General features: G+C 72.8%; 24 protein-coding genes and 1 pseudogene. 11 read left to right on the top strand and 14 right to left on the bottom strand.

Going from position 1 to position 26106, the window contains the following annotated elements; all coding sequences use genetic code 11:
* The 3 genes and pseudogenes from ACIBSW_RS09895 to ACIBSW_RS09905 form a co-directional block, all read right to left on the bottom strand.
* A complete protein-coding gene (locus ACIBSW_RS09895) occupies positions 1-822 on the bottom strand; it encodes a glycosyltransferase family 2 protein (protein WP_354727421.1) in 822 nt (273 codons plus the stop codon).
* Between the two features lie 89 nt (positions 823-911).
* Positions 912-1916 (bottom strand): annotated as a pseudogene (locus ACIBSW_RS09900) (hydroxyacid dehydrogenase); the annotation flags it as partial.
* Positions 1917-1978: 62 nt separating this feature from the next.
* Positions 1979-2797 (bottom strand): BTAD domain-containing putative transcriptional regulator, encoded by an 819-nt coding sequence (locus ACIBSW_RS09905; protein ID WP_404799290.1) that lies wholly within the window; start codon positions 2795-2797, stop codon positions 1979-1981.
* A gap of 182 nt (positions 2798-2979) precedes the next feature.
* Here ACIBSW_RS09905 and ACIBSW_RS09910 point away from each other — a divergent pair, with 182 nt between their 5' ends.
* The 3 genes from ACIBSW_RS09910 to ACIBSW_RS09920 all read left to right on the top strand — a co-directional run bounded on the left by ACIBSW_RS09910 (position 2980) and on the right by ACIBSW_RS09920 (position 5730).
* Positions 2980-3879 (top strand): UbiA family prenyltransferase, encoded by a 900-nt coding sequence (locus ACIBSW_RS09910; protein WP_354727419.1) that lies wholly within the window; start codon positions 2980-2982, stop codon positions 3877-3879.
* Positions 3880-4171: 292 nt separating this feature from the next.
* Positions 4172-5047, top strand: a complete 876-nt coding sequence (locus ACIBSW_RS09915) for an ATP-binding protein (RefSeq protein ID WP_354727417.1) — start codon at positions 4172-4174, stop codon at positions 5045-5047.
* Positions 5047-5730 (top strand): response regulator transcription factor, encoded by a 684-nt coding sequence (locus ACIBSW_RS09920; RefSeq protein WP_354727457.1) that lies wholly within the window; start codon positions 5047-5049, stop codon positions 5728-5730. Before ACIBSW_RS09915 ends, ACIBSW_RS09920 begins: the two co-directional genes overlap by 1 nt.
* A 12-nt stretch (positions 5731-5742) precedes the next feature.
* Here ACIBSW_RS09920 and aroF read toward each other — a convergent pair whose 3' ends face one another.
* Together aroF and ACIBSW_RS09930 are read right to left on the bottom strand one after the other, a co-directional pair.
* On the bottom strand, positions 5743-6849 hold the full coding sequence (gene aroF, locus ACIBSW_RS09925) for a 3-deoxy-7-phosphoheptulonate synthase (RefSeq protein ID WP_354727415.1): 1107 nt from the start codon (positions 6847-6849) through the stop codon (positions 5743-5745).
* Between the two features lie 64 nt (positions 6850-6913).
* Positions 6914-10420 (bottom strand): amino acid adenylation domain-containing protein, encoded by a 3507-nt coding sequence (locus ACIBSW_RS09930; RefSeq protein ID WP_354727413.1) that lies wholly within the window; start codon positions 10418-10420, stop codon positions 6914-6916.
* A gap of 149 nt (positions 10421-10569) precedes the next feature.
* Between ACIBSW_RS09930 and ACIBSW_RS09935 the strand changes: the two genes are divergently transcribed.
* Positions 10570-11658: an AMP-binding protein gene (locus ACIBSW_RS09935; RefSeq protein ID WP_404799291.1), complete on the top strand. Its 1089-nt coding sequence runs from the start codon at positions 10570-10572 to the stop codon at positions 11656-11658.
* Positions 11659-11671: 13 nt separating this feature from the next.
* On the opposite strand, the gene ACIBSW_RS09940 is transcribed toward ACIBSW_RS09935, so the two are convergent.
* From ACIBSW_RS09940 to ACIBSW_RS09950, 3 genes are read right to left on the bottom strand one after another with little or no spacing between them, the layout of a single operon-like run.
* Positions 11672-12259: an aminodeoxychorismate/anthranilate synthase component II gene (locus ACIBSW_RS09940; RefSeq protein WP_354730377.1), complete on the bottom strand. Its 588-nt coding sequence runs from the start codon at positions 12257-12259 to the stop codon at positions 11672-11674.
* Entirely contained in the window at positions 12256-13704 is a 1449-nt protein-coding gene (locus tag ACIBSW_RS09945; RefSeq protein WP_354730379.1) for an anthranilate synthase component I family protein, read from the bottom strand. The genes ACIBSW_RS09940 and ACIBSW_RS09945 overlap by 4 nt, the downstream gene beginning before the upstream one ends.
* Positions 13705-13721: 17 nt before the next feature.
* The gene (locus ACIBSW_RS09950) at positions 13722-15137 is read right to left on the bottom strand and encodes a phenylacetate--CoA ligase family protein (RefSeq protein WP_354730381.1); all 1416 of its coding nucleotides are present in this window, start codon (positions 15135-15137) and stop codon (positions 13722-13724) included.
* Between the two features lie 145 nt (positions 15138-15282).
* Between ACIBSW_RS09950 and ACIBSW_RS09955 the strand changes: the two genes are divergently transcribed.
* Both ACIBSW_RS09955 and ACIBSW_RS09960 read left to right on the top strand, forming a co-directional pair.
* Positions 15283-16821: a condensation domain-containing protein gene (locus ACIBSW_RS09955; RefSeq protein ID WP_354730383.1), complete on the top strand. Its 1539-nt coding sequence runs from the start codon at positions 15283-15285 to the stop codon at positions 16819-16821.
* Positions 16822-16854: 33 nt separating this feature from the next.
* Positions 16855-17247 (top strand): hypothetical protein, encoded by a 393-nt coding sequence (locus tag ACIBSW_RS09960; protein WP_354730385.1) that lies wholly within the window; start codon positions 16855-16857, stop codon positions 17245-17247.
* Here ACIBSW_RS09960 and ACIBSW_RS09965 read toward each other — a convergent pair.
* On the bottom strand, positions 17244-18203 hold the full coding sequence (locus ACIBSW_RS09965; RefSeq protein ID WP_354730387.1) for a LysR family transcriptional regulator: 960 nt from the start codon (positions 18201-18203) through the stop codon (positions 17244-17246). The genes ACIBSW_RS09960 and ACIBSW_RS09965 overlap by 4 nt on opposite strands.
* Before the next feature lie 229 nt (positions 18204-18432).
* On the opposite strand from ACIBSW_RS09965, the gene ACIBSW_RS09970 reads away from it, so the two are divergent.
* The 3 genes from ACIBSW_RS09970 (at position 18433) to ACIBSW_RS09980 (ending at position 21112) form a co-directional block, all read left to right on the top strand.
* Positions 18433-19902: an MFS transporter gene (locus tag ACIBSW_RS09970; protein ID WP_354730389.1), complete on the top strand. Its 1470-nt coding sequence runs from the start codon at positions 18433-18435 to the stop codon at positions 19900-19902.
* 84 nt (positions 19903-19986) lie between these two features.
* Complete coding sequence (locus tag ACIBSW_RS09975; protein WP_354726529.1) at positions 19987-20415, top strand: hypothetical protein; 429 nt, start codon at positions 19987-19989, stop codon at positions 20413-20415.
* 97 nt (positions 20416-20512) lie between these two features.
* Positions 20513-21112 carry a hypothetical protein gene (locus tag ACIBSW_RS09980; protein ID WP_354726531.1) on the top strand — a complete coding sequence of 200 codons (600 nt, stop codon included), beginning with the start codon at positions 20513-20515 and terminating at the stop codon, positions 21110-21112.
* Here ACIBSW_RS09980 and ACIBSW_RS09985 read toward each other — a convergent pair.
* The 4 genes from ACIBSW_RS09985 to ACIBSW_RS10000 all read right to left on the bottom strand — a co-directional run bounded on the left by ACIBSW_RS09985 (position 21109) and on the right by ACIBSW_RS10000 (position 24248).
* Complete coding sequence (locus tag ACIBSW_RS09985; RefSeq protein ID WP_354726533.1) at positions 21109-22485, bottom strand: hypothetical protein; 1377 nt, start codon at positions 22483-22485, stop codon at positions 21109-21111. The two genes, ACIBSW_RS09980 and ACIBSW_RS09985, sit on opposite strands and share 4 nt — an antisense overlap.
* 44 nt (positions 22486-22529) lie before the next feature.
* The gene (locus ACIBSW_RS09990) at positions 22530-23084 is read right to left on the bottom strand and encodes a hypothetical protein (RefSeq protein WP_354726535.1); all 555 of its coding nucleotides are present in this window, start codon (positions 23082-23084) and stop codon (positions 22530-22532) included.
* 119 nt (positions 23085-23203) lie between these two features.
* Positions 23204-23665: a DUF4262 domain-containing protein gene (locus ACIBSW_RS09995; protein WP_354726537.1), complete on the bottom strand. Its 462-nt coding sequence runs from the start codon at positions 23663-23665 to the stop codon at positions 23204-23206.
* Between the two features lie 91 nt (positions 23666-23756).
* Positions 23757-24248 carry a helix-turn-helix domain-containing protein gene (locus ACIBSW_RS10000; RefSeq protein WP_354726539.1) on the bottom strand — a complete coding sequence of 164 codons (492 nt, stop codon included), beginning with the start codon at positions 24246-24248 and terminating at the stop codon, positions 23757-23759.
* Between the two features lie 71 nt (positions 24249-24319).
* Here ACIBSW_RS10000 and ACIBSW_RS10005 point away from each other — a divergent pair, with 71 nt between their 5' ends.
* Positions 24320-24907, top strand: a complete 588-nt coding sequence (locus tag ACIBSW_RS10005) for a dihydrofolate reductase family protein (protein ID WP_354726541.1) — start codon at positions 24320-24322, stop codon at positions 24905-24907.
* Entirely contained in the window at positions 24904-25485 is a 582-nt protein-coding gene (locus tag ACIBSW_RS10010) for a GNAT family N-acetyltransferase (RefSeq protein WP_354726543.1), read from the top strand. Before ACIBSW_RS10005 ends, ACIBSW_RS10010 begins: the two co-directional genes overlap by 4 nt.
* A 121-nt stretch (positions 25486-25606) precedes the next feature.
* Here the strand turns inward: ACIBSW_RS10010 and ACIBSW_RS10015 are convergent, their stop codons facing one another.
* Complete coding sequence (locus tag ACIBSW_RS10015) at positions 25607-26038, bottom strand: hypothetical protein (protein WP_354726545.1); 432 nt, start codon at positions 26036-26038, stop codon at positions 25607-25609.
* Positions 26039-26106 lie beyond the last annotated feature (68 nt).

The raw sequence follows: 26106 nt of genomic DNA on the forward strand, positions 1-26106 counted from the left end.
TCAGGCCGCGTAGGCGCGGTGGCGGGCCGGGGCGGCGGGGCGGTAGTGGTTGTCGCGGTGGCGGCTGTAGATGACGAACGTGTCGCGGATGGTGCGCACGATGCTCTTGGTGGTGACCGTGGAGCCGGCGACCCGCTCCTCGAGCCGGACCGGCAGCGCCTTCAGGTCGTCGATGCCGGCGGCGCCGGCCGCGACGAACAGCTCCAGGTCGAAGGCGAAGCGGCGCTCCCGCAGCCGGGGCAGCACGGTCGCCAGCACGTCCCGGCGAACGATCTTGCAGCCGGTCTGGGTGTCGCGGACGTCGAGGCCGAACAGGCCGGTGACCAGCGTCGAGTAGCTGATCGAGACCAGCTTGCGGAAGCCGGAGGCGCCGCTGACCGAGGCGACGTGCCGCTTGTCGGCGTAGACCACGGCGTGGCCGCCGGTGCGGGCCACGTTCAGGTACTCGACCAGGTGCTGCGGGTCGATGTCGCCGTCGGCGTCGACGAAGCCGATCCAGGCGCCGCGGGCGGCGGCGAAGCCGCGGTGCAGCGCGGCGCCCTTGCCCTGGTTGATCGGGATGTCGATGACCCGGACGCCGGCCAGGCCGCCCAGGGTCTGCGCCGAGCCGTCGGTCGAGCCGTCGGAGACCGCGATCACCTCGTAGGCGACCCGGGCCTCGGTCAGGCAGGCGACCAGCCGCTCGACCGTGCTGCGCAGCGCCATGCCGGGGTTGTAGAACGGGACCACCACGGTCAGCTCGACGTCGGCGGTCGCCTGCTCCCAGAGGATGGCGAGGTTGTCGGTGCCGGCGGTGGGGCGGAGCTGCAAGGTCGCGTTCATGCCCGACCAGATCGGGCCGCTACCTCAAGACAACCTCAGGCCGTCCTCAAACACCGGGCAAGGAAACCCACGGCGTATCGGACATATCAGCCCAGTCGACTCATCGAGGGGACAGTCGGGCGGTTGACGGCGTCGGCGACGGGGTCGCCCCGCAGCGCGAGGCGCACATTCTCGGCGACCATGACACCGGCCTTGGCCTGCGCCTCCGCGGTCGCGGCGCCCAGGTGCGGTGTGGCGACGACGGCGTCGAGAGCGAGCAGCGGCGAGTCGGTGCACGGTTCGGTGGCGAACACGTCGATGCCGGCCCCGGCCACCCGGCCGGCGGCGATGGCGGCGGCCAGCGCGTCCTCGTCGATGAGGCCGCCCCGGGCGGTGTTGACGATGCGCACGCCGGGCTTCACCCGGGCCAGCTCGGCCGCGCCGATCAGGCCCGTCGTCGACGGCGTCCGGGGTACGTGCAGCGAGATGAAGTCGCTGCCGGCCAGGAGCCGGTCCAGCGGGACCAGGCTGACGCCGACCCGGGCCGCGCGCTCCGCGGTGGCGTACGGGTCGTGCGCGATCACCCGGGCGCCGAAGGCGGCCATCCGCTGCGCGAACAGCACGCCGACCCGGCCCAGCCCGATGACGCCGACGGTCTTGCCGGCGATCTCCACGCCGGTGAACCGGGACCGTTCCCAGCGCCCCTCGCGCAGGGCGGTGCCGGCGTTGACGGTGTGCCGGGCCACGGCCAGCAGCAGCGCGACCGCCTGCTCGGCGGCGGACACGACGTTGGCGGTCGGCGCGTTGACGACCAGCACGCCGCGGCCGGTCGCCGCCTCGACGTCGATGTTGTCGACGCCGACGCCGGCGCGGGCGACCACGGACAGCCGGCGACCGGCGTCCAGGGCCTCGGCGTCGACCCGGGTCGCGCTGCGGACGATGATCGCGTCCGCGTCCGGCAGCGCGGCGAGCAGCGCGGCGCGGTCGGTGCCGGTCACCTGGCGTACCTCGAAGTCGTCGGCCAGCGCGTGCCGCGCCTCGGCGGCCAGTTCCTCGGCGATCAGCACGACCTGCCGCCGTCCGCCGTCCCGTTCCGGCCGCGTGCGCTCGCTCATGCCGTACCTCCCAGCTGTCGTCGGTGTGGTGCCGACTGTGCGGCGCCGCGGTTCCCCGGCGGTTACGCGGTGAGGGAGACCGGCTGCAGCGAAGGCGGCTCGGCCGGCGCCGGCTCGGTGCCGAGCAGCCGGCCGGAGAGCGCCAGTTCGAAGATCTTCTGGGTACGGTGCGACGGCGCGACATCGAGCCCGTCCCGCAGCCGCTGCGCGCAGAGGTCGTGCCAGTTGCGCACCTGACCCAGCTCGCCGAGCATGCCGTGCACCACGAAGAGGTTCTGGTACGCCTCCTCGAGGAACGGGTCGATCGAGAGGATCCGGCGGCACCAGGTGATCACGGCGCCGGGGTCGCTGCGGCGCATCGCGTCGGCGCGCAGGTGGTTGAGCGAGCCGAGGACCATCGAGCGGGCCCACTGGCGCTGCTCGTCGGCCCACTGCGCGGCCTCGCCGTCCAGGAAGTCGCCCCGGTAGAGGGTGATAGCCCGGTGGTGCGCGGCGAGGGCGCCGCCGGGATCGCCGTCGCGCTCGGCCGCGCGGGCCGCCTCGATGGCCGCCTCGAACTGCTCGATGTCGACCCAGACGCCGTCGCAGCGCAGCAGGTAGCCGACGTCCTGGTAGGAGATGCTGACGTCGTCGCTGCCGAGGATCCGGCGCAGGGCGTGCGCCGCGACCTTGAGCGAGGTGGAACGGTCGCCGTCGCCGTCCGGCCACAGCACCTCGTAGAGGCGGTCCCGGGGCACCACCTGACCCCGGTTGAACAAAAGGAATTGAAAGAGATTACGGGCCTTTCCGGCACGCCAGGATTCCACTGGCGTGCCGGCAATCGTCACCGAGAAATCACCGAGGCTTCGTACAACCATGAGGGCGGTGGTGTTGCCGTTCATCGGCCGTCCTTCCGTATTCGTCAAGACTGTTTCGGATGCGACGGAGGTCTTGCCGCTCACGGTAGGAAGCCCGATTTCGCGTGGACAAGTAGCGCGCCCCGAAGTGGGTACTCCTGCGGACGCAGGTAGCACTGCGACTACGACTTTCGGAGCAGGCGCCGCTACGACGAAGGGAATGCATCATGCCGGAGGAACCAGCGGCGGCTTTCCGGGGCGTCGGCCGGGCGTTGTGGCTTTCGCTGCGCGAGGCCCGGCCGCAGGTTCAGGTGATCTTCGTGCTGCGCTTCGCGACCGCGGCCGCGCTGGCCCTGCTCAGCGGCGCCGCGCCGGGACCGGCCATCCTCGCCGGCGCCGCGGCCTGGTTCCTGCTGACCTGGGCGATATATCTGGTCAACGGAATCGGCGACATTGTGGAGGACCGCGCCAACGGCTCCACCCGCCCGATCGCCCGGGGAGACCTGAGCCCGGCCACGGCGTGGTGGATCGCCGGCGGCCTGGCCGTCGCCGGGATGGCGCTCGCCGCGGCGGTCTCGCCGCTGCTGGCTCTGCTCGGCTCCGGGCAGCTGCTGCTCGGCTGGGCGTACTCGATGGGTCCGGCGCCGTTGAAGCGGGTGACCGTGCAGGCCGTGGTGGCCGTCGTGCTGGCCGGCCTGCTGACCTACGCGGCCGGCGTCGTGTCCGCGGGCGGGCGGCCGGAGCGACACCTCCTGGTGTTTCCGCTGATGATGGCGTTGTGGATGGCGGTCGGCGGCGTGACCAAGGACCTGTCGGACGTGCCGGGCGATCGCCTGGCCGGGCGCCGTACGCTGCCGATCCTGCTCGGTGAGCGGCGCGCCCGCCGGGTGATGGCGCTGGTCGCGGGGGCCGTCGCGGGCGGCTTCGTGGTGCTGGCCGCCGACTCGCCGCCGACCGTGCGCCTGGCCTCCTGGCTGGTCCTGCTCGGCGCCGTGGTCCTGGCGTGGGTGGTGTGCGCGCCGGCCGGGCGGGACGACGCTTTCCGCCGTCGCTGGCCCTACCGAATTTTCATGGCGACCCAGTACATCGCCCACATTTCGGTACTTCTCAGGTTTGCATCGGCTTGAGTGCTGACGGAAACTACCAGTCAGGGGTCGGATTAGCGCTCGCCTTACGGGGGGCACGCTGAGAGGTGTTGTGGTCGAGGCCGGGGCGAGGGTCGACGCATCGGAGCATGGCGTTCCACCTGCTCTCCGTGCCGAAATCCTGGCCGCCTATGAGGCCCGGCTGGAAGCCACCGAAAATCCCATTCACGCCGATTCGCATGCGTTAAGCCAGGCGCTGCTCCAGGCCGAAGCGGTGATCGAAGATGTAGCCCGTTATCGAAACAGCGGCACCGCCGATGTCGGGGCGAAATCGTTGGCCGTCTCCCTGGACGTCGGCACCGACCGCGCCGAGCACGGCGTGCACCCGCTGCACTCCCTGCGGGCGGCGACCGCGCTGTTCGAGGCCGCGCTGCCGCCGCTGCTGGCGCACTTCACCGGCCCGGCCGTGGCCTCGCCCAGCGCCGAGGGGGACGTCGCGATCACGCTGCACCGCGCGATCATGGTCCGGGTGACCGTCGGCTCGCTGTCCTACGTGGGCTTTCTGCTGGAGCAGGTGTACACCTCACACCTCGAGGAGCGCCGCCGCATCGCCCGGGACCTGCACGACCGGGTCGCGCACGCGATCGGCGTCGGGCTCCAGCACTTCGACCTGCACCGGATCTACCAGGAGCGGGCCCTGGAGGGTGACAGCGAGCGCGCCGCCGGCCAGCTGAGCCGGGTCGACCAGTCGCTGCGCGACGCCATCGCGATCACCCGCGGACTCTCCGACGAGCTGCGCCTGTCGGTCGGGCCGCAGGGCCTGGACCAGGCCCTGCGCGGCTATCTCGACGCCAACGTGCCGCCCGGCGTCGTGGTCGAGTACACCGCGCGGGGCGACAGCTCGGGCCTGCCGGGGGTGATCGCCGAGGAGGTCTACGTCGTGCTCCAGGAGGCGGTGCGCAACGCGCTGCTGCACTCGGGCACCGACCGGCTGGCGGTGGCGCTGTCGGTCAGCGAGTCGGCCGTCGTCGCGGACGTCGCCGACCACGGCCGGGGCTTCGACCGCCGGCCCGAGGTCTTCCACCGCGGCGGCATGCTGTCGATGCGCGAGCGCGTCGAGCTGATCGGCGGCACGATGTCCATCTCGGACAATCCGAGCGGCGGCACCACGGTCCGGGTGCACGTGTCGCTGCCGGGCAGCGGACCGTGATGGACCGGCCGGGCGGCGCCCGGCGGACGGTCCGGGTGGTGCTCGCCGACGACCACACGCTGTTCCGCGAGGGCCTGCGCGAGCTGCTGGAGACCGATCCCGACTGCTCGGTGGTGGGCGAGGCCGGCAATTCCGGCGACGCGCTGGCCCTGGTCGCCGACCTGCGGCCGGACGTGCTGCTGCTCGACGTGGAGATGCCGGGCCCGGGCGCGGCGGCGGTGATCGACCGGCTGGCCCGCAGCCGGTCGAGGACCCGCGTGATCGTCGTGACCATGCACGAGAACCCCGCGATCGTGCACGACCTGCTGGAGCGCGGCGCCAACGCGTTCCTGGTCAAGACCATCGCCGGCGAGGAGCTGATCGCGGCCGTGCACTCGGTCAACCGCGGCCGTGACAACGTGCTGCTCTCGGTGTCCCGCGACACCATGGACCGGCTGGACGGCTCCCGCGAGCGGATGGAGCCGGCCCAGGCGCCGCTGACCGCCCGCGAGCTCGAGGTGCTGCGCCTGGTCGCCAAGGCCTTCAGCAACGGGCAGGTAGCGGCCCGGCTCGGCATCACCGAGAGCACCGTGAAGCGGCACCTGACCAACGTGTACGCCAAGCTCCAGGCCGTGTCGCGGGTCGACGCGATCCGCAAGGCGGTCGGCGCGAAGCTGCTGTCCGAGGACGACCGGCTGCGCTGACCGCCGTCGCGGTCAGCGCCAGCGCACGCGGGCCGAGGCGACCGTTCCGGCCGGGTCGCCGGTCAGCACCAGCTCCCGGTGCCGGTCGTTGCGCTCGGACATCGTCGGCCCGGCGGTACGCCCGGCGGCCCGCGCGACGTTCACCACGCCGTCGATCAGCTCGGGCAGCCGGCTGGTCGGCAGCGCCTGCTTGCCGTCGCACAGCGCGGCGGCGGGGTCGCAGTGCGTCTCCACGATGATCCCGTCGGCGCCGCACGCCGCGGCCGCGAGCGCGAGCGGGATGACCCGCGCGGTCTCGCCCGCCGCATGGCTCGGGTCGACGATGATCGGCAGGTGGCTGCGCTCCTTGAACACCGGCACCGCGCCGATGTCGAGGGTGAACCGGTACCCGGTCTCGAAGGTGCGGATGCCGCGCTCGCAGAGCACCACGTCGGTGTTCCCACCGTCCAGGATGTACTCGGCTGCCATCAGCGTCTCGTCGATGCTGGCCGCCAGCCCGCGCTTGAGCAGGACCGGGATCCGCAGCGTGCCGAGCTCGCGCAGCAGGGCGAAGTTCTGCATGTTGCGGGCGCCGACCTGGACCATGTCGACGCAGGGCAGCATCGCGGGCAGGTCGCGCACGTCGAGCACCTCGGTGACGACCGGCAGGCCGGTCTCCCGGCGGGCCTCCGCGAGCAGGTCCAGGCCGCGGCGGCCGAGGCCCTGGAAGGCGTACGGCGAGCTGCGCGGCTTGAACGCGCCGCCGCGCAGGGCGTGCCCGCCGGCGTCCTTGACGGCGCGGCCCACCTCCATCAGCTGGTCGTGGTTCTCCACCGAGCAGGGCCCGGCGACGACCGTGAACTGGCCCGGGCCGAACGCGGCCTGGCCCAGCGCCACGGTGCTCGGCCGGCCCATCCGGGACTGCACCGAGGCCCGCGGGTAGTCGCCCTGCACCCGCGCGACGTGCCGTACCTGCGGCAGGTGGCCGACCGCCCGGTCGACGACGGCCATATCGCCGGTGGTCGAGAGCAGGCTCGGCGAGTGCACCCGCACCTCGCCGCAGGCGCGCTGGGTCAGGGCGGCGGCCTGCTGCTGCTCGGTCCGAGTTGAGCTGTCCGTCAATACGACTAGCACGGTCATCGGGTGTTCACCTCGCTGATCTCGGGTGGTCCGCACCGGTCGGCACGGTGATGTACGGCGTTACTCACACACCGGCGCGGGCGTCGGCTCCGAGCCCGGCACAGAACGCGGCGTCGATGCCGGCGACGCGCTCGCGGCTCAGGACCCCGGGCTGATAGGTCCAGGTCAGGCGCGGGGCGTCGCCGCCCGGGCGCAGGGTCAGGTCGAGGGCGACGCCGGGCAGGGCGTTGGCCCGGAACACCGGCGCGTCCCAGCCCTCCCGCTCCGGGTCGTGCTCGCTCACGACGCGGACCGCGAGCACCGGGCCGCCGTCGCCCGGGGTGTCACCGCGGGCGGCCGCGTCACGCAGCTCGGCGGCGCGGTCGGCCGGGCTCGAGCCGCCGGCCTCCGGAACCGCGACCAGCCGGTCCTCGTCGAGCGCGCCGAGCACGTCGTGCGCGGCGTCGGGCACCTCGCCGAGGGGAACCAGGACCCGGGTACCCGATCCGCAGGCGTCGGCGGCGAGCACCGTGACCAGCCACAGCGGATCGACGTCGCGCGTACCGGCGGCCTCCAGCAGGGCCGGCCACACCCGGGCGTCGAGCCGGTCGTGGTGATCGGCGGTCGGCGGCGGGTCGCCGGCCGGCGGCGCCGTGGCGGGCGCCCGGCCGGCCGCGGTCAGCACGTCCCGCACGGTCAGCTCCGGCGCCGGTGCGTCCAGGTCCTCGTAGCGGTCGGCGAGCAGGCGCGGCAGCACCTCGTCGAGGCCGCGGTCGTCGCCGGCGCGCGCGTCCATCGCCAGGTGCACGGCCAGCACCTCGTCCGGCAGCAGGGTGAGCCGCAGCCGGTACGGCGGGCCGGCGCCGTCGAAGCGGGTGGCCAGCAGCTCGGCGCGGATCGCGTCGAGGCGCTCGGCGACGGCCGCGTCGTCGAGGTCGCTCAGGTCGAGCACGGACGGCTCGCCGGGCGGCGCGTCCGGCTCGGGCACGACCCGCTGGCCGCCGGCGTCGTCGAAGGTCAGCCGCAGGGCGTCCTGCTGCGCGACCAGCCGCTGCCACGCCTGCACCAGCCGATCCGGGTCGAGCCACTCCTGGTGCCACTCGGCGTACCGGACACCCGGGCCGGCGGTCACCGCGAACGGCTCGTACCGGGCCTGCGGGTCGTGCCGCGGCTCCGGCCGCGCGGCCGGCGCGGCGCCGGGCAGCAGGCCGACCAGCGCCGCGACCGTCGGCGTGCGGACCAGTTGGGACATCCGCAGGTTGACACCGAGCTCGGTGCGCAGGCCGGCGAGCATCCGCATCACCCGCAGCGAGTCGCCGCCGAGCTCGAAGAAGTCGTCGTCGACGCCGACCTCGTCCAGTTCGAGGGTGTCGGCCCAGATCCGGGCGACGTCGCGCTCGGCGTCGGTGGCCGGCGCGCGGTACTCGGTGAACAGGTCGGGGCGGGTCCGCGGCGGCGGCGGCAGCGCGGCCCGGTCGATCTTTCCGTTCGGCGTGGTCCGCAGGTCGCCGACCACGAACGCGGACGGCACCATGTATCCGGGCAGCCGCTCGCGCAGGGCGGCCTGCACGGCGGCGACCCGCGGCGGCGCGGCGGGGTCCGGCTCGAGGTAGGCCACCAGCCGCCGCTCGCCGGGCACGTCCTCGCGGGCCAGCACGGCGCACTGCCGCACGCCGGGCTGCTCGGCGAGCGCGCCCTCCACCTCGCCCAGGTGCACCCGGTAACCGCGGATCTTCACCTCGTTGTCGGTCCGGCCGATGATCTCGACAGTGCCGTCCGACCAGTACCGGGCGACGTCGCCGCTGCGGTACAGCACCGGGTACGGGTCGCCGGGCACGTCGTTGGCCAGGAACTTCTCGTCGTTCGCGTCCGGCCGGTTGAGGTAGCCGCGGGACAGGCTCGCGCCGGAGATGTACAGCTCGCCGAGCACGCCCGGCGGCACCGGCTGGCGGTTGGCGTCCAGCACGTAGGTGCGCACGTTGGCCACCGGCCGGCCGATCGGCGGCATCCGCCCGCCGGCGCCGGCGCCCAGCTCGGTGAGGTCGCAGGTGGCCACGACGGTCGCCTCGGCCGAGCCGTACACGTTGAGGACGTGGAACGGCAGCCGCGGGCCGGGCCAGGTGCGCACCCGCTCGCCGGCGATCCGCATGCAGCGCAGCTCGGTGCCGTCCGGCCACGGCAGCGTCCAGAGCCGCTCGGCCATCGCGGTCAGCACCAGGGACTGGCTGATCTTCTGCTCGACGAGCCAGTCGCGCAGCTGCTCGGGCGAGGCGGCGACCGACGGCTCGGGAATGTGCACGGTGCCGCCGGCCAGCAGGATCGGGAAGCAGTCCACCTGCACCAGGCCGAAGCCGGGCGAGCACAGCCAGGTGCCCCGGACCCCGGCGGTCAGGCCGCACTGCTCCCGCAGGACGTAGGCGGTGTTGCGCAGCGGGCCGTGCCGCAGCTGCACCGCCTTGGGCTTTCCGGTCGAGCCCGACGTGTACGCGACGTGGCAGACCTCCTCGTCGTACACCTCGGCGCCGGGGTCGACGGCCGGCGCGTCGCGCCAGGCGTCGCCGTCGACGGCGACGACCGGGCACGGCGGGGTGCCGAGCCGCCCGGACAGGCCCTCGCGGGTCAGCACCGCGGCCGCGGCCGAGTCCTCGATCATGAACTCCAGCCGCTCCCCCGGGTACTCCGGGTCGAGCAGCACCGCGGTCGCCGCCAGCCGGAACACGGCGAGCTGCGACAGCAGGCTCTCCGGGCTGCGCTCGAAGAACACGCCGACCCGGTCGCCGCGGCCGACGCCGAGGCCGGCGAGGTGCTGCGCCAGCCGGTTGGCGTCCTGGTCGAGCCGCCCGTAGGTCAGGGACCGGGAGCCGGACACGACGGCGACCCGGTCGGGCGCCTCGGCCGCGATCCGGGCGATGGCCGCCGGGAACTGCTCGTCCGGCACGTCGCGGGCGGTGTCGTTCCAGCCGTGCAGGATGCGGGCCTCCTCCTCGCCGTCGAGCAGGGACAGCCGGGCCAGCGACGGCGCGCCGGGCGCGGCGCCGGCGGCCAGCAGCCGGGCGAGGTGACCGGCGATCCGCTCGACGTCGGCGCCCGGGATGGTGGCGTCGGCGACCAGGGACCAGCGTCCGTCGCGGTCCGCGACGGCGGTCAGCTCGGCGGCGACGGTGCCGAGGTCGGTACGCCCGCCGGTGACCACGGCGGCGTGGCACGGCCGCTGCGGGCCGGCGTCGAGGCCGTGCAGCTCCCGCAGCCGCTCCGGCGTCACGGCGCCGAGCTGCCCGGCGGCGTCGGTCAGGTCCGGCACCGCGTCGCGCAGCTCGGCGAACGGCCGGGCGGCGTCGACGGCCAGCCGCGGCACGGTCAGCCGTCCCGGCGCCGCCTCGTCGTCCACGCCGACCAGCAGCGGCGACTCGCCGCTGTAGCGGTGCAGCAGCGCGGCCAGGCCGGCGACGAGCTCGGCGGCGGAGTACGGGCCCCCGGGTATCTCGCGAGCCTCCGGCCCGCCGTCCGGCCCCGCCTCGCGCCGGTCGACGGGCAGGCCGACCAGCCGGGGCAGGTCCTGCAGGTGTCGTTCCCAAGCAGCGGTGTCGGACACAGCCGTCTCCTTTCGGGTACACCGATGTAGTCCCGGCGGACGCTACGGACGGGTGGTTAGGCACGGGTTACGGTGCGCCGGTGCCGGGTAACCCGGGCCGAACCCGCCGTCGTTACCTTGCGCGGACGCGATCGGGAGGAGGTACGCCGATGGCACCGGCAGCACCGCAGTACCTGCGGATCGTCGTCAACGCGGAACGCCGCTACGGCCTGTGGCCGTTCACCCGCCGGATCCCGCCCGGCTGGACCGACACCTACTTCGTCGGCAGCCGGCTGCGCTGCCTGGCGCAGATCACCGAGCTGACCCGCCAGCACGGGCCGCGACCGGCGGCGCCGCCCGGCGGCCACCCGGGCGCCGGCGGCCGGACGGTCACCGGGCGGCTCGGCCTGGTCGCCGGGTTCGCGCCGCACCGTCCCGCGGTGCTGGGCGCCGGGCGCCCGCTCACCTACGGCGGCCTAGAACTGCGCGCCGACGCGCTGGCCCGTACCGTCGCGGAGCACGGCGTGCGCCGCGGTGAGCTGGTCGGGCTGCGGCTGCGCCCCGGCGCCGACGCCGTGGTCGCGCGGCTGGCGGTGCTCAAGGCCGGCGCGGCGTACCTGCCGATGCGGGACGACTCGCCGCAGGCCCGGCCGGGCCTGCGGCTGATCATCGCGGAGCCGGAGCTGGCCGGCCCGGCCCGGCGCCACGGGCTGCCGGTGCTGGTCTGGCGGCGGCGCGACCGGGCGGGCGGCCGGGCACCGGCCCGGGCGGTGCTGCCCGGCGACCCGGCGTACGTGGTGCCGGGCCCGGCGCCCGGCGGCGGCCTGGTCTTCGACCACGGCCGCCTGGTCGTGGCCGCGGCCGCGACGCGCGCCGCGGGCGGGCCGCTGCCCGCGGGCGGGCCGCCGGAGTGCGCGGTGCCCGGCCCGGACTGCGACGAGCTGGTCATCTGGGGGCAGCTGCTGCACGGCGACCCGGTCCGGTTCGACGGTCACGCCGTGGCCGCGCCGCCGGGCGCGGGCGACGCGGACCCGCACCGCGGCCGGTGGTACGTGCTCGACGACGAGCTGCACCCGGTGCCGGAGGGCGAGCTGTACCTGGCCGCAGCCTGGCTGGGCGGCGGGTTCGGCGACGGGCCGACCCGCGCCGCCCGGTGGCTGCGCCCCGACCCGTTCGACCGGGCCGGCGGCGGGACGATGCTGTGGACCGGCCACCGGGCGCGCCGCGACAACGGCGTGCTGCGGCTGGCCGATCAGTGACGGCCGGCCCGGCTCAGGCCGCGGCCGGCACGCCGCTCACGAAGTTGCTGAGCAGCCGCATCCCGTGCTCGGTGCGGACGCTCTCGGGATGGAACTGCACCGACTCGACCGGCAGGGTCTCGTGGCGCAGCGCCATCACGTAGCCGTCGTCGGCGGCGACGGCGCTGCACCGCAGGCCGGTGCCGGCGAGGCTGTCGCCGTCGACGATCAGGGAGTGGTACCGGGTGACCCGGAAGCCGTCGGGCACGCCGGCGAAGACGCCGTGCCCGTCGTGGCTCACCTCGCTGGTCTTGCCGTGCATCAGGTGCGACGCGCGGGCCACCTGGGCGCCGAACGCGCGCCCGATGGCCTGGTGCCCGAGGCAGACCCCGAGGATCGGCAGCCGGTCGGCGTACGCCCGGACCAGCTCGACGTGGCCGGAGGTGTCCGGGTGCCCGGGTCCCGGGCCGAGCAGGATCGCGTCGGCGCCGGTGGCCGGGACGTCGGCGACGCCGAGCTCATCCGAGCGGACCACCTCGGTGTCCACGCCGATGCTCAGCAGGTACTGGCGGATGATGTGCACGAAGCTGTCGAACGCGTCGACCAGCAGGACCTTCTTCACAGCAGTTCCTCTCCGGTGACCGCCCAGTAGGTGGCGCTGAGCTTGGCCAGGGTCTCGCGCCACTCCCGGTCGGCCCGGGAGTCGGCGACCACGCCGGCCGAGGCCCGCGCGGTGTAACGGCCGCCGTCGTGCACCAGGCTGCGGATGCACAGGGCGAGGTCGACGTAGCCGCCGAGCCCGATGACGCCGAACGCGCCCGCGTACAGGCCGCGGCGGCTCTGCTCCATCGACTCGATGATCTCCATCGCCCGGATCTTCGGCGCCCCGGTCATCGTCCCCGCCGGGAACAGCGCGGCCAGCACGGCGTAGCTGTCCAGCCCCGCGCGGACCGCACCCTCCACCGAGGACACCAGGTGCAGCACGTGCGAGTACGCCTCGACCGACATCGTGTCGGTGACCCGCAGCGTGTCCGGCTCGCAGATCCGGCCGATGTCGTTGCGGCAGAGGTCGACCAGCATGATGTGCTCGGCGATCTCCTTCGGGTCCGAGCGCAGCCGCTCCCCGATCTCCTCGTCGCCCGCGCCGCCGGCCGCGCGCGGCGCGGTGCCGGCGATCGGCCGCATCGTGGCCGTGCCGCCCTCGACCCGCACGAAGAGCTCCGGGCTGGCACTGATCAGCGTCCGGCCGACCAGCGGGGCCATCGACATGTACGGCGAGGGATTGCGCTCGCGCAGCCGGCGGTACACCTCGACCGGGTCGGCGGCGGTGTCGATGGTGACCTGGTGACCGATCTGCACCTGGTAGATGTCGCCGGCCGCGATGTGTTCGAGGCAGCGGTCGACGGTGTCGTGGTAGTCGGGCCGGTCGATGTCGTCGCTCACCGCGCGCGGCGGCGGCAGCGCCCGGGGCGCCGGTACGCCGCGGCCGGCCGTGCCGGCGAGCAGCGTCCTCAGCTCGTCCGCGGGGTCGTCGGGCCAGCCGTCGCCGCGGTGCAGCAGCAGCTCGGTACCGCCGCCGCGCAGGTCGAAGCGGACCAGCCCGCGGTGCAGAACCAGGCAGGCGTCGGGCAGCGGGTCACCGGACTCGATCAGGTACGGCAGCCGCTCGAAGTGCCGCGCCGCGTCGTACCCGAGAAAGGCCAGGAAGCCGAAGGAGAACCGGTCGGTCTCCCGCGGCCCGTCGACGAGCTGATGCACCGCCCGGAGGATCTCCTCGAGGCCCTCGGCACGGGCTGTCCGCTCGCGGGCCGCGTCACGCAGGGCCGGTATCCCCTCGACCGTGACGTCCCCGCCCTCGACCGAGACCGACAGCAGCTCGCCGAAGCCGACGTAGGCGTGCCGGCAGTCGTCGGCCGGCCCCGCCGGCGACTCGAGCAGGTAAACCTGATCGGGGCCGTACCGTTCGCGCAGGGCCAGGTAGACGGCGAGCGGGTCGCCGGCCGGCACCACGTGCCGCTCGGTGGTCACCCGGATCGCGGCGGACGGCCGCGGGGATGTGATGGTCATCGGTCGCTCCTCGGTGGTCAGGTGGTGACCCGGTGCGCGGTGGCGACCGCCCGGGCGGCCTCGGCGTCGGCATCGCCGGTCACCCGGTTGTCCCGGATCCGGGCGGCCTTCCAGCTCACGAACGCCCCGGTGTTGGTGATCGGGTCGAGCTCGGTGGTGACGTCGACCCGGGCCGGCACCCCGAAGTGCTCGCTCAGCCGGGCGGCGGTCTCGGCGCCCAGCCGGGCGGCCTCCTCGCCGTCCGGGGTGCGCAGGTCGAGGTGGACGGTCAGCCGGTCACCGCCGTCCGCGTCGGCGTCGATGACGACCTGGTAGCCGAGGCAGCCGGTCAGCCCGCCGAGCACGCTCGACTCGATCTGCGCCGGCCGGTAGCCGTTCGCCCCGATGCGCACCCGGTCGGCGACCCGGCCCAGCACCTCGACCACGTCGCCGGGGCCGCCGCAGCCGCACGCGTTGGGCGAGACGATGACCAGGTCGCCGGTGCGGTAGCGGATCAGCGGCTTGATCCCGTCGATCAGCATGGTCAGGCACAGCTCGCCTGTGCCGTAGCCGCCGAGGCTCGCCGAGGTGTCCGGGTCGAGGACCTCCACCAGGTAGTTCGGCTGCGAGATGTGCAGCCGGTCGTGGGTGCAGCCGGTGCCGATGGACAGCGCCTCCTGCGAGCCGTACAGGGCCGGGCGCACGTCGGCGCCCCAGATGGACCTGACGTTCTCGCCGAACGCCGGGGTGCAGATCTCCCCCAGCGTGCAGAACAGCTTGACGGAGAAGTCCCGCGCCGGGTCGAGGCCGTTCTGCAGCGCCGCCTTGGCCAGGTTCAGGCACAGGGCCGGCGCCGCGACGACGACCTCGACCTCCAGCTCACGCAGCAGCCGCAGCGCCTTGCGGAAGCCGACCCGCGGCGACTCGGGCCAGATCTTGACGTGGCAGGCGTCCAGCCGCTGCGCGACGTCGCCGAACGTGTCGCCGAACGCGTACAGCTCCGACGGGCCCATCAGCCCGACCACCGGGCGGCGCGCGCCGAAGTAGTGCTCGAACATCCGCCGCCAGGCCCACTCGACGTGGATGTTGCTGGTCTTCACGTCCTTGGCGTCGCGCGGGCACGGCGTCGAGGCGCCGGTCGTCCCGGTCGTCTCGTAGTACATCAGCGCCTGCGCCGGGCCGCCGCTGAGCGCGTCGAACATCTCCCGGCGCAGGTCGTCCTTGGTGGTGAAGGGCAGCCGGTCGAGGGTGTCCGGCGTGATCGAGTCCACGTCGATCCCCGCCAGGTGCCGGCCGTAGAACGGCGAGCGGTCCCGCACGTGCCGGAGCGTGGTACGCAGCCGGCCGCGCCGCCACTGGCTCCAGTCCTCGGCGGTCAGCTCGGCGGTCTGGTAACGGTCGAAGAAGGGCAGGTACTCCTCCAGCCAGAGGCTGTTGGCCGCGGTCGTCGTCATCGTCGTCGCTCCCGGGTGTCGTCAGTGCCACCGAACGCTCGCGACCGTAAGCGGCGCCGGTTGACCGCCGGTTACGTCCACGACCCGGGACCGCGGCGTAACCGCGCCGGCCTACGGTGGCCCATCCCGCCGCGAGGAGGTTGACGTGAAGACCCTGACGGCCCGGCTGGCCTCGATGTCCGCCGAAGAACGCGGCCGATTCCTGGCCAAGGCCCGCACCGCCGCGACCGGCACCGCCGTCGCCGACGAGCCACGGCTGGCACCCGGCTCGTGCCCGGACGGTCGGGGCCCGGCCTCGTTCGTGCAGGAGCAGCTCTGGTTCGTCAGCCGGCTCGCCGACGGCGTGCCGGCCTACAACGTCTCGTTCGCCCTCCGGCTGGACGGCCCGCTCGACGCGGACGCGCTGCGCGGCGCGGTCGCCGACGTCGCCGGGCGCCACGACGTGCTGCGCACCCGGCTGGTGGTGTCCGACGGCCGGCTGGGCCAGGAGGTGACCGACCTGGTGCCGGAGGTGCCGCCGACCGACGTGAGCGCGGCCGACGATCCGGACGCGGCGGCCGCGGAACTCGTCGCGGAGCTGTCCCGGACCGTCTTCGACCTGTCCGCCGGACCGCCGCTGCGGCTCGCGCTGCTGCGGGTCCGCGACGACCGGCACGTGCTGGCCTGGATCGCGCACCACACGCTGGTCGACGGCTGGTCGTTCGGGATCATCGGCACCGAGCTGGCCGCGGCGTACCGCGCCCGGCGCGCCGGCCGGCCGGCGGACCTGCCGCCCGTGCGGCTGCAGTACCTGGACGTCGCGAGCTGGCAGCGGGCGCGGGTCGACGGCGACCTGCTGCGGGACCTGGTCTCCGGCTGGCGCGACCGGCTCGCCGGGCCGGCGCCGCGGGAGCTGCCCACCGACCGGCCCCGGCCGGACCGGCAGACCTTCCGCGGCGGCATGCGCCGCTTCGACCTGGGCGCCCCGGCCGCGCGGGCCGTGACCGCCGCCGCCGAGTCCGCCGGCGTCACCCCGTTCGGGGTGCTGCTCGGCGCGTACGCGCTCACCCTGGCCGCGCACGCGGGCGGCGACGCCGGCGTGATCGGCGTGCCGCTGGCCGGGCGCGGGCGACCGGAGCTCGACGGCGTCGTCGGGCCCTGCTCCAACACGCTGCCGCTGCGGGTCGACCTCGCCGGCGACCCGACCCTGGCCGAGGTCGCCGTACGGGCGAACGAGGCGATGCTGGCGGCGGTGTCCGGGCAGGACGTGCCGTTCGGCAAGCTGGCCGAGGCGATGCAGCCGGACCGCGACGCCAGCCGCAACCCACTCTTCGACGTCCTGTTCAACCTCGGCAACCTGCCGCCGGGCAGCGACCGGGCCGAGCTCGGCCCGGACACCACGATGCGGATCGACGGGTGCCCCAACGGGACCGTGCGGCTCGACCTGGAGCTGACCGTCGAGCATGGACCCGACGCGCTGACCGGGCGGCTGGAGTACAACGCGGAGCTGTTCGACGACGCCACCGCCGAGTCCCTGATCGAGGACCTCCGGCACGTGCTGGAGCAGCTCGCCGGGCGGCCGGACGAGCGCCGTTCGGCGGTGCGGCCGCCCGGGGCGACCCGCCGGCGGATGGCGGCCAAGGCCCGCCTGCTGAGCCACGACAGCGCCCCGGCGCCGCGGCGTTCGCGGGGGTGGTCGCGATAGGCGCCTTTGACCAGGGGACTTACCCTTGGCGCCATGCCGATGCGGCGCAGAGCCCGCTGGGGAATCCGTACGGGAGTGGTCCTGGCCCTCTGCGCACCGTTCGAGTTGGTGATCGGCTGGCTGACCGGAGTCCCCGTCCCCGTGAGTCTGGTGCTGGGCGTCCCGCTGTCCCTCTTCTGCTACTACTTCGTCGCCCGACGCGACGGCTTCTTCGGCGATCTGAAGATGTTCCCCTGGATACTGCGCAACACACCCGGCTGGGCGCAGTCCTTGTGGTTCCTGACGTTCATCGCTCTTGTCCTCGCCATGCCGGTGACGCACCAGACCGAAATTCCCTTCGCCCTGCTCCCGGCTCTCGGCCTCTACTTCGCGGTGACCAACGTGATGACGTGCTGGGCGCGGCTACGGGAGAGCGACGCGGTCTAACTGAGCGCGGCACGGTCCTCTTCGGGCAGCCAGCACTCCGACAGGGGGTAGGCGCGCCAGCCCTCCAGGGTGCCGAGGTCGTCGAGCAGCGCGATGAAGTCGTGCAGCAGCCGCCGCCGGTCGCTGCCGCGCCACAGCAGCGACCACGGATACACCGGCCGGGGCTCGGCAAGCGCCACCGCCCGCAGGTCGGCGGCCTCGGGGTTGGCCACGTCGGCGGCGGACAGGAACACCTGGCCGCGCGCCCTGCCCCGGCGCAGCACCTGGTCGGCGCTGACGTTGTCCACCTGTTCGAAGGTGAGCGGAATGCCGAATTCGTCGGCGAAACGCTGCACGAACCCGGCCCACTCCACGGCGCTGCCGGGATTGGGCACCCAGACGCCGAAATCGCGCAGCGCGGCCGGGCTCACCGCGTCGTGCCGGGCCAGCGGATGATCCGCGGCGACGATCGCCACCAGAGGTTCGAGCCGCACCAAGGTGTGGTCCAGCCCGGTCGCGGGTACCAATTGCGACACCCGGCCGAATACGGCGTCGATTTCGGAGCGCCGCAGCGCCGGCAGTGCCAGGTTCAGACCCCGCCGGGCACTGAGCTCGAGACGCAGACCCGGATTGCCTTCGGTCAGGGTGGTGATGAGGTGCACCGGACCCAACCGGTCGTGCAGCACATCGATCCGCAGCGGCGTGCCCTGCCGTCGCACGCTGGCCACGGCGGCGTCGCCGGCCGCGAGCAGCTCACCGGCGGGCCCGAGGAAGCGCCGGCCGGACTCGGTGAGCCCGGTGGTACGCGTGGAGCGCTCGAAGAGCGACGCGTCGAGCGTCTCCTCCAGCCGGGCGATGCGCTTGGACAGGGCCTGCTGCGAGACGCCGAGCCGCTGGCTGGCCCGGCCGAAATGCAGCTCCTCGGCCGTCACCACGAACGCCCGCACCAGGGCCAGGTCGAGGTCGACGTCGTCCATCACGCCATTTTGGCCGACAACCATCCGTTGTCAAACGGGTCGCACCGTTGTTGGACCCGTGACGCCGGTGCGGATTGACTGAAAGGGAGATTGGAAAAGCCGAAACCACATCGGAATCCCTGGCTCACAAACCCCGGAAGGAGGGGCAGGAATGGCTACCACGAAGCCCCAAAAGGTAACCGAAAGGGCCGATCCTCGGCGTTGGCGAGCACTCGGTCTGCTCGCGCTCGTGCAGTTCATCATTTTCCTCGACGCGACCATCGTCAACGTCGCACTGCCGTCGATCCAGAAGGACCTCGGTCTGGCGGACGCGACCCTGACCTGGGTGGTCAGCGCCTACCTGATCACCGCCGGCGGCCTGCTGCTGGTCGGCGGCCGCCTCGCCGACATGTACGGCCGCCGCCGGGTGTTCTGCCTCGGCGCCGGGCTGTTCGCCGTCGCCTCGATCACCGCCGGGCTGGCGCAGAACGGCGGAGTGCTGCTCGCCGGCCGTTCGCTGCAGGGCGTCGCCGAGGCGCTCGCGGCACCCGCCGCCATGTCGATGGTGGCGCTGCTGTTCACCGACCCGAAAGAGCGGGCCAAGGCGTTCGGCATCTGGGGCGGCCTGGCCGGCCTGGGCTCCGCGGCCGGCGTGCTGCTCTCCGGCGTGCTGACCGACCTGGTCAGCTGGCGCTGGGTCTTCCTGATCAACATCCCGCTGGCGCTCATCCCGATGCTGATGCTGCCGAAGTACGCCGACGAGAACAAGGCCCCGGCCACCGGCCGGCGGCGCCTCGACCTGCCCGGCGCGGTGCTCGTCACCGGCGGTCTGATCGCGATCCTGAACGCCATCCTGGCCGCGGCGCGCAACCCGCTCGACTCGGCCCAGGTGCTGGTGCCGCTCGGCATCGGCGCGGTGGCCCTGATCGCGTTCGTGATCGTCGAGTCCCGGGTCGCCCAGCCGCTGGTGCCGCTGCGCTTCTTCGCCAACCGCGTCCGCGCCACCGCCAACGTCGCGACGGTGTTCATCGCCGCCAGCTCGGCCGCGGTGTTCTTCATGGTCGTGCTCTACGGCCAGAACGTCCTGGGCTACTCGCCGCTGATGAGCGGCCTGGCCTGGCTGCCGTTCTGCGTGGCGTTCATGCCCGGCCTGTTCCTGTCGACCCAGCTCATGACCAGGTACGGCCCGCGGATCGCGCTCGCGTCCGGCCTGGCGGTCTCGGCCGTCGGCGTGGCCCTGTTCACCCGGCTCAGCGTCGACGGCTCGTACCTGACCGAGCTGCTGCCGGCGATGATCGTGACCGCGCTCGGCTTCGGCATGACCAACCCGGCCATGCAGAACGCCGCGGTGCACGACGTCTCCGAGGCCGACGCCGGCCTGGGCTCCGGCATCGTCACCACGGTGCTGCAGCTGGGCGGCGCGCTCGGCCTGACCGTGTTCGTGGCCCTGGCGCTCAGCTACCAGCAGAACGAGCAGGCGGCCGGCGCCGCGGATGCGGCCGCCGTCACCAGCGGATACACGTTCGCCTTCATGATCGCGGCGATCGCGCTGGCGGTCGGCTCGGTGGCCTCGATGCTGCTGCTGCGCGGCGTACGGGCCGAGGCGCCCGCCGCACCGCCGGCGCCGAGCACCCCGGAGGTCGGTACGGAGGTGAACGAGGAGTCCCGCAACGGCAGGGTGACCGACTCGGAACTGGTCGGCCGCCGCAACCGGACCTGACCGAAGGTCTTGTCGAAGGCCGGTGGCCGGGGGCGGATCCGCCCCCGGCCACCGGCTTGTCCGCCGTCGCGACATCATGTCCGCGTGAGCTCAATCATCAAGTTCTTCGTCGCCCCCGACGACGCCGCGGCGGCGGCCCTCGCGGTCGACGGGCCCGGCGCCGACCTCGAGCCGGCCGTGTACGGCAACTTCGACGTCATCTCGACGCTCGAGGAGTGGGAGAGCGTCCTGACGGGCCGCGACCTCGAGGAGCTCATCGACTCCGGCGGAGCGGACGTGGTGAGCGGCGACGACGAGCCGCTGGTGCTGCTCGTCCCGCCCGCGCTCACCGGCGCACTTGCCGGCGCGGACGCGCACGCACTCGCCGCGGCCGCCGGGCGCTGGATCGCGCTGCGGGCCGAGGAGGGCGAGACCATCGACGAGGAGCTGGCGGAGGAGATCCTCGGCGAGCTGGCCGCCCTGTCGTCGAGGGCGGCGAAGACCGGCGGCTCCCTCTACTGCTGGATCTGCTGAGCCGCTCTTCCCAGCGCCGAACCTCGGACCAGCTTCGATAGACAGGCGCCCGGAAAAGGTCGCGTCTGCGAGGGGCGCGCGGGGTAGCGTCCCTCACATGGGTGCCCAGGCGGTTCGGTTCCGCGATCCGACGTCGGCCTATTCGCTGTACACCCTGGCTGCGCACCCCATCGACGTGGTGTGTCCGCGATGCTCGGCCCACGCCCGCGTGATCGCGGATCCGGGCGACGACCAGCCGTCGACGACTCGGCCGCGACGGCTGGTGTGCCGTGAGTGCGGGCGCACGGGGACGTGGTCACCACGGAGCGGTTCGTCATGGTGGGGTACGGCCGTCGACCCGTTCTTCCAGCAGCCGTTGTGGCTTACCGCGACGGTTCGCGGACACCGGTTGTGGGTGTACAACCGCGAACATCTCGCCCTGCTGGCCCAGTATGCGGCGGCTGAACTGCGCGAGCGTGGTCCGCACGGGGGCTGCTCGATGTCCATGATTGAAACCTTGCCGGCGTGGATGAAATCGGCCGGCAATCGCGCTCACCTTCTGTCCGCGATGGCCCGGCTCGAGGCCCGCGTCGGCGACCCTGGCCGGTCCAGGACACGTCCTCGGCGACCGGCGAGGAGCGTTGACCTGCGTCGGATCGGCGCGCAAGAACACCGTTACCACTTTGCCGCGAGTCCGTCGCCGGGCGCACGGACCTAGGGGCGGTTGAAGTTGCGCGTCAGGGCTCCCGCCACCGCGGTGAAGAGGATCCAGCCCATCGCCGTCAGGACGTACGCCAGCCACTGCGCCCGCCCGGTGATGCCGAACGCGCGTTCCTGACCGAGGTTCACGATCGGGATGAGCAGGTCCACGGTGTAGACGAGCGGGTTGAAGGCCGTGCCGCCGGCCACACCCGCCGGCGGATACAGGGTGAATACGGTGGTGCCGAGCACGGTCAGCGCGAGCAGCCACAGCGCTGCCCATGCCGGGCGATAGCCGTATCCGACCAGCCCGTCCTGCAGCAGGCCCCATGCCGCGCCGGCCGGGGACAGTTGCCGTCGGCGGCGTCGCTGCTTGACCAGCAGTACGGTGCGCGCGTCGACCTCGTGCCCGGTCTGCCGAAGGTGCCTGGCAAGGTGCTCGTACGGCTGCGGCCGGTATCCCTCCGGATCCAGGTCCAGCCAACGCAGCCGATCCCGGACAGCGCCGGCCGGTTCCAGCGCGGTGTACGTGGCCCCGTCCAGCTGTAGCTGAGCCGGCCAGCGGTCCGGGTCGTCACGAAGCACCTCGACCCGGGCGTGCCGCAGGTCTACCGCACCGTCGGTGCGTTCAGGCAGCAGCGACAACTGCCCGGCCCGCAGGCCCCATGCGCCGAGGGCCACGCCACCGGGGTTCAGCAGGACCGCGTCGGTCAGGTCGACTTCTCCAGCCACCTCGGCACCGCGCAGCCGCAACTCTCCTTCCACCCGCAGCCCTTGGTGGCCGTACACCGTGCCCCGGACGCGCATACCGGCCAGTTCAACGTTGCCGGTGGCGGTCGCGCCCTGCAGGTACAGATGCCGGCCCACTTGGACCCCATCGCCGAACACCGCGGCGGCCCGGTCGCCGAAGAGCTCCTCCGGTCGGCGGTCGGCGGCCAGCCGTGCCCAGTCGAGGTCCAGGTCTCCACTGACGTTCAGGCCGTAGACCACGAGGGCGCCCGTGAAGGTGCTTTTCACGAAGCTGAGGGTGCCCTGGACGACGGCCGCGAACGCGTCGAGACCCGGCAGTGTGCTGCCCTCGAAGGAGACGCCGCGGAGACGGGCGAACGACAGCTGCGGCACCGCATCGAACGTGCAGCCGATGAGGTCGATCGCAGGCTCGATCTCGGCCTGGTAAAGGTCGAGGCAGCCGGCAACCTCGGCGCCACGCAGGCACAGCGCCGCGCGGTGGCCCGGCTCGGCCTCACGAGCGCCGAGGAGCAGGGACCGGATCACCGTGGCGCGCACCGTGCGAGGAGCATCCGCGCTCAGCACCACCTCCGCGCCACGCGGAAAGGCGTCCCACAGTAACTGCTCCGCCGGGGACAACGCGCCGAGTTCTGCGGGGATCACTCCCGGCACCCTGCCGTCCCGCCGTGGCTCAGGCAAGGTGGTCGTCACGAGGTGATTCGCAGTGGCGGCGCGGTCACCGGGTCCGGGCGGTACGGCAGGGACCGGAACGGACGGCCACCGCCGAAGCTCGCGACCGCCCGGGATGCCTTGTCCTTGTTCAGTTTCCAGCCGTCGATGCGACGGAACGCGACGATCTCACTGCCGTGAACGACGCCGATGTAGCGGTAGGTCTCGTCGTCGGGGCCCCAGGCGTCGAAGTGGACGACCGCGTCGATCATTGTCCACGACCGGAGTTCGGCGGGACGGCGTTCGCTGTCACGGCCGAGGAACACGCCGTTGTCGTCGATCACCAGGGCCCGTTCCCGGCGGATGGCGCGACACAGGTAGAAGACGAACAGGTAGATCGCACCAAGCTCGAAGACCGACGCGATGATCAAGCCGGTTCGGTTCGCCTCGGGATCGCGCAACGACAGCGCGATCGGCACCATGAAGGTCAGGACGCCGACCAGACCGAACAGAGTGGACCGATGTCCGAAGCGGACGTCATAGCTGTCCATGGCCGCAGAGTAGCCGCTACACGTGATCGGGAAGCCGGCCATGCTGGACGGCGGGGTGCCGGGGCTGACGGTGCCCCCGATGGGGCCGCTACCTGGTCGGGAGCCGGGAGCCGGCCGAGACCGCACTGCGTACAGCGCGGGCCTCCTGGGGTGAGGCTACGTCAGCGGGATGAGACATGCCGGCCCAGAACCGGCATGTCGTCGACGCGCGTGCCGGGCTGCCAGGGCCAACGCTGGTACCGGTCCGGCCACACGATCTGCAGCGCCGCTACAGCAGCAGAGCCGGCATAGAACTGCGCGGCAACGGGCAGATGGCGTTCCGGCTCGGTCACCGCAACGAACAGGACCTGGTGTCCCTCGAGAACGTCGTCTGCGTGTCGTCCCGCGACGCACGTCCGCCGGCCTGCGATGACGTCGCCGGCAACGGTACGCAGTGCGGGTCGCGAAATGTCCGGCGGTAGCCCGAACAAGATCAGTTCAGGGTGATCGTGGCCGGTCAGACCGATCGTGTACCAGCACGTCTCCAAAGGATTCGGCTGGGGCACGAACTCCAGGTGAACGCCAGAACGCTCGATGGTCTCGCCGATCCGGCGAAGCCCGGTGTCCCGCTGTCCGGCCGTCATCAGGCTCACCTTCCGCCCGCTCGCTGTTGATGGGGTGCCCTTCCAAACCCTAGGCCGCATCGCCGGGCCGGGGTGGAGATTGCCGGCACGCTCACTCGCGCAATGCGGCCTCGTAGGCCGAGCGGAGCTCGTCGGCCGCGCGCGGAGCGTGCGGATCCGGCCGACGGGCGCCGAGGTGCAGGTGGCGCAGGTCGTCCATGAAGCGAGCGAGTAGTCCCGGGCCGCCGTCGCGGAGCAACTCGGCACGAACCCGCAGGCGACGTTCGCCGCCGCGGTGGGCGAGGCCCCACGAGCCGAGCGCCACCATGATCGGCAACGTCTGGATGCCGGCCTCCGTGAGCGAGTAGGCCGCCCGTTGCCCACGCCGGGCTTCCTGCCGGGTGAGCAGACCCGCATCCGAGAGCCGCCGCAGGCGGCTGCTGAGGATGTTCGGGGCGATGCCTTCCTCGCTGCCGGCGAGCAGTCCGCGGAAGTGACGCCGGTCGCCGAACATGATGTCGCGCAGCACGAGCATCGCCCACGGGTCGCCCAGGACCTCGACCGCCTGATTGATCGGGCAGCCCGAGCGTGGCGCGGGACCCATCGACAGCCCTCCTCGCAAGTGATTGCAGATTACTATCACTCCATTTAGGGTGGCTATCACTTGGAGGGCCGATGCCAGGCCGGTTCGTGTACTGGATGAACGTGTCCCTCGACCTGAGGATCGAGCACGCCGAGGACGAGCAGGGCGGCGGATCGTGGATGCGCATCGGCGAGTCCCTGCACCACGAGTTCAACTCGCGGGCGCGAGCGCTGTCGCTCATGGTCCAGGGACGCACGATCTACGAGACGATGGAGGGATTCTGGCCGAGCGCGCGTGACGACGCCTCGTTGCCCGAGTTCCTTCGCGAGTACGGACAGATCTGGACCTCGATGCCGAAGGTGCTGGTGTCGCGAACCCGCACCGGCGCCGAGCACAACACGCGGGTCATCACCGCCGACGACGCCGTCCCCGCGCTCGCCGACCTGCGCGCGCAGGCCGAGGGCGACATCGGCGTCGGGGGTGCCACGCTGGCTACCGCGCTGCTCCGGGCCGGGCTGCTGGATGAACTGCTGCTCTTCACCCACCCCGTCATCCTCGGCGCCGGCCGGCCGCTGTTCGACGGCCACGACGAGCCGCTGGAACTGGACCTGCTCGAGCAGGCGCGCTTCGACCAGGGCGTCACGCTCCACCGGTACGCCGTCCGTGGGTCGCGGGCATGACCATGAGCACCGGACTCGCCGTGCTGACCTGGCCACTGCACACCGACCGGCTGACGTTGCGGCCGGCAACCACGGACGACGCCGACGCCACCTGGCGTTTCCGCCGCCGCGAGGACGTGAGCCGTTGGACCACCCGCGCCTCCGCCACCCTGGACGAGCACCGAACCTGGTTCCGGACCCCCGAGAGTCTGGCCAGGACCCTCGTGATCGAGCACAGCGGCACGATCATCGGCGATCTCATGCTGAGGATCGAGGACGCCTGGGCCCAGGCGGAGATCGCCGAACGCGCCCGCGGCGTGCAAGCGGAGCTGGGCTGGGTGCTGCACCCGGAGCACGCCGGCCACGGATACGCCACCGAGGCTGTCCGGGAGCTGCTCCGGCTCTGCTTCGAGGATCTCGGACTGCACCGCGTGACAGCCACCTGCTTCGCCGCCAACGAGGCATCGTGGCGACTCATGGAACGCGTCGGGATGCGCCGCGAGTTCTACACCGTCCGGGATTCCCTGCACCGATCCGGCGAGTGGCTCGACTGCGTCGGCTACGCCCTGCTCTCCGACGAGTGGCCCGGTCCGGCATAGCCTGCGGATCGAGCCGCACCATCGCCGGACCCGGCAAGCGGGTCAGCGGTCGAGCCGTCCGGATCGACAACCGTCGGTGCAGCAGCTCGCCGGATGATCCGGGCATCAGGAGACAGCGCGATCAAGACTCGGCCGCTTCACAGTCCTCGTAGGCGATGCGCTTGACCAGCTCAGCCGTACCGGCGTGGGCAGGTACCGCCACAGCATGGATCGGATAGGTGATGGCACACAACGTCACGCATTTGCCGCCGGGCCGGATCTCCCACGCCATGGCCCTCATGTGTCGGTTGAAGACCTGGATCGCATCGATCAGGACGGAATATCCGGTGTTCGAACACGCCCCGAGCGCCGCGACAACGCACATCTCGGTCTGCCAGTCCACTGCCGGCACCGGCGGCCCGAATCGATCTCCAGAGGGCGATCCCGCCCACTGTCGGGTCCATTCGTCGGCATCGCGTACGACGTGCAGGCCCTCCGGAGGTCTCAGGTCCGACCGCACAAGGGTGCTGATCGTGCGGAACGGAAGCCAGACCGGGGCAGCCGACTCGACCATCAGGTCAATGTACCGGCGCCCGCGATCACCTGAAAAGTCCGAACGGCCGCCGTACCGCAGGGTACCGG

Source organism: Actinoplanes sp. NPDC049668 (genome assembly GCF_044465445.1).
Lineage (GTDB): Bacteria > Actinomycetota > Actinomycetes > Mycobacteriales > Micromonosporaceae > Actinoplanes.

What these genes read in the sequence shown, in the direction of transcription:
- ACIBSW_RS09960 (WP_354730385.1), top strand. Translation starts at nt 16,855, where the DNA reads ATGCCGATGCGGCGCAGAGCCCGCTGGGGAATCCGTACGGGAGTGGTC.
- ACIBSW_RS09980 (WP_354726531.1), top strand. Translation starts at nt 20,513, where the DNA reads ATGGGTGCCCAGGCGGTTCGGTTCCGCGATCCGACGTCGGCCTATTCG.
- aroF (WP_354727415.1), bottom strand. Translation starts at nt 6,849, where the DNA reads ATGACCGTGCTAGTCGTATTGACGGACAGCTCAACTCGGACCGAGCAG.
- ACIBSW_RS09905 (WP_404799290.1), bottom strand. Translation starts at nt 2,797, where the DNA reads ATGAACGGCAACACCACCGCCCTCATGGTTGTACGAAGCCTCGGTGAT.
- ACIBSW_RS09990 (WP_354726535.1), bottom strand. Translation starts at nt 23,084, where the DNA reads ATGGCCGGCTTCCCGATCACGTGTAGCGGCTACTCTGCGGCCATGGAC.
- ACIBSW_RS10010 (WP_354726543.1), top strand. Translation starts at nt 24,904, where the DNA reads ATGACCATGAGCACCGGACTCGCCGTGCTGACCTGGCCACTGCACACC.
- ACIBSW_RS10005 (WP_354726541.1), top strand. Translation starts at nt 24,320, where the DNA reads ATGCCAGGCCGGTTCGTGTACTGGATGAACGTGTCCCTCGACCTGAGG.
- ACIBSW_RS09935 (WP_404799291.1), top strand. Translation starts at nt 10,570, where the DNA reads ATGGCACCGGCAGCACCGCAGTACCTGCGGATCGTCGTCAACGCGGAA.
- ACIBSW_RS09910 (WP_354727419.1), top strand. Translation starts at nt 2,980, where the DNA reads ATGCCGGAGGAACCAGCGGCGGCTTTCCGGGGCGTCGGCCGGGCGTTG.
- ACIBSW_RS10015 (WP_354726545.1), bottom strand. Translation starts at nt 26,038, where the DNA reads ATGGTCGAGTCGGCTGCCCCGGTCTGGCTTCCGTTCCGCACGATCAGC.
- ACIBSW_RS10000 (WP_354726539.1), bottom strand. Translation starts at nt 24,248, where the DNA reads ATGGGTCCCGCGCCACGCTCGGGCTGCCCGATCAATCAGGCGGTCGAG.
- ACIBSW_RS09995 (WP_354726537.1), bottom strand. Translation starts at nt 23,665, where the DNA reads ATGACGGCCGGACAGCGGGACACCGGGCTTCGCCGGATCGGCGAGACC.
- ACIBSW_RS09895 (WP_354727421.1), bottom strand. Translation starts at nt 822, where the DNA reads ATGAACGCGACCTTGCAGCTCCGCCCCACCGCCGGCACCGACAACCTC.
- ACIBSW_RS09950 (WP_354730381.1), bottom strand. Translation starts at nt 15,137, where the DNA reads ATGACGACGACCGCGGCCAACAGCCTCTGGCTGGAGGAGTACCTGCCC.
- ACIBSW_RS09920 (WP_354727457.1), top strand. Translation starts at nt 5,047, where the DNA reads ATGGACCGGCCGGGCGGCGCCCGGCGGACGGTCCGGGTGGTGCTCGCC.
- ACIBSW_RS09945 (WP_354730379.1), bottom strand. Translation starts at nt 13,704, where the DNA reads ATGACCATCACATCCCCGCGGCCGTCCGCCGCGATCCGGGTGACCACC.
- ACIBSW_RS09965 (WP_354730387.1), bottom strand. Translation starts at nt 18,203, where the DNA reads ATGGACGACGTCGACCTCGACCTGGCCCTGGTGCGGGCGTTCGTGGTG.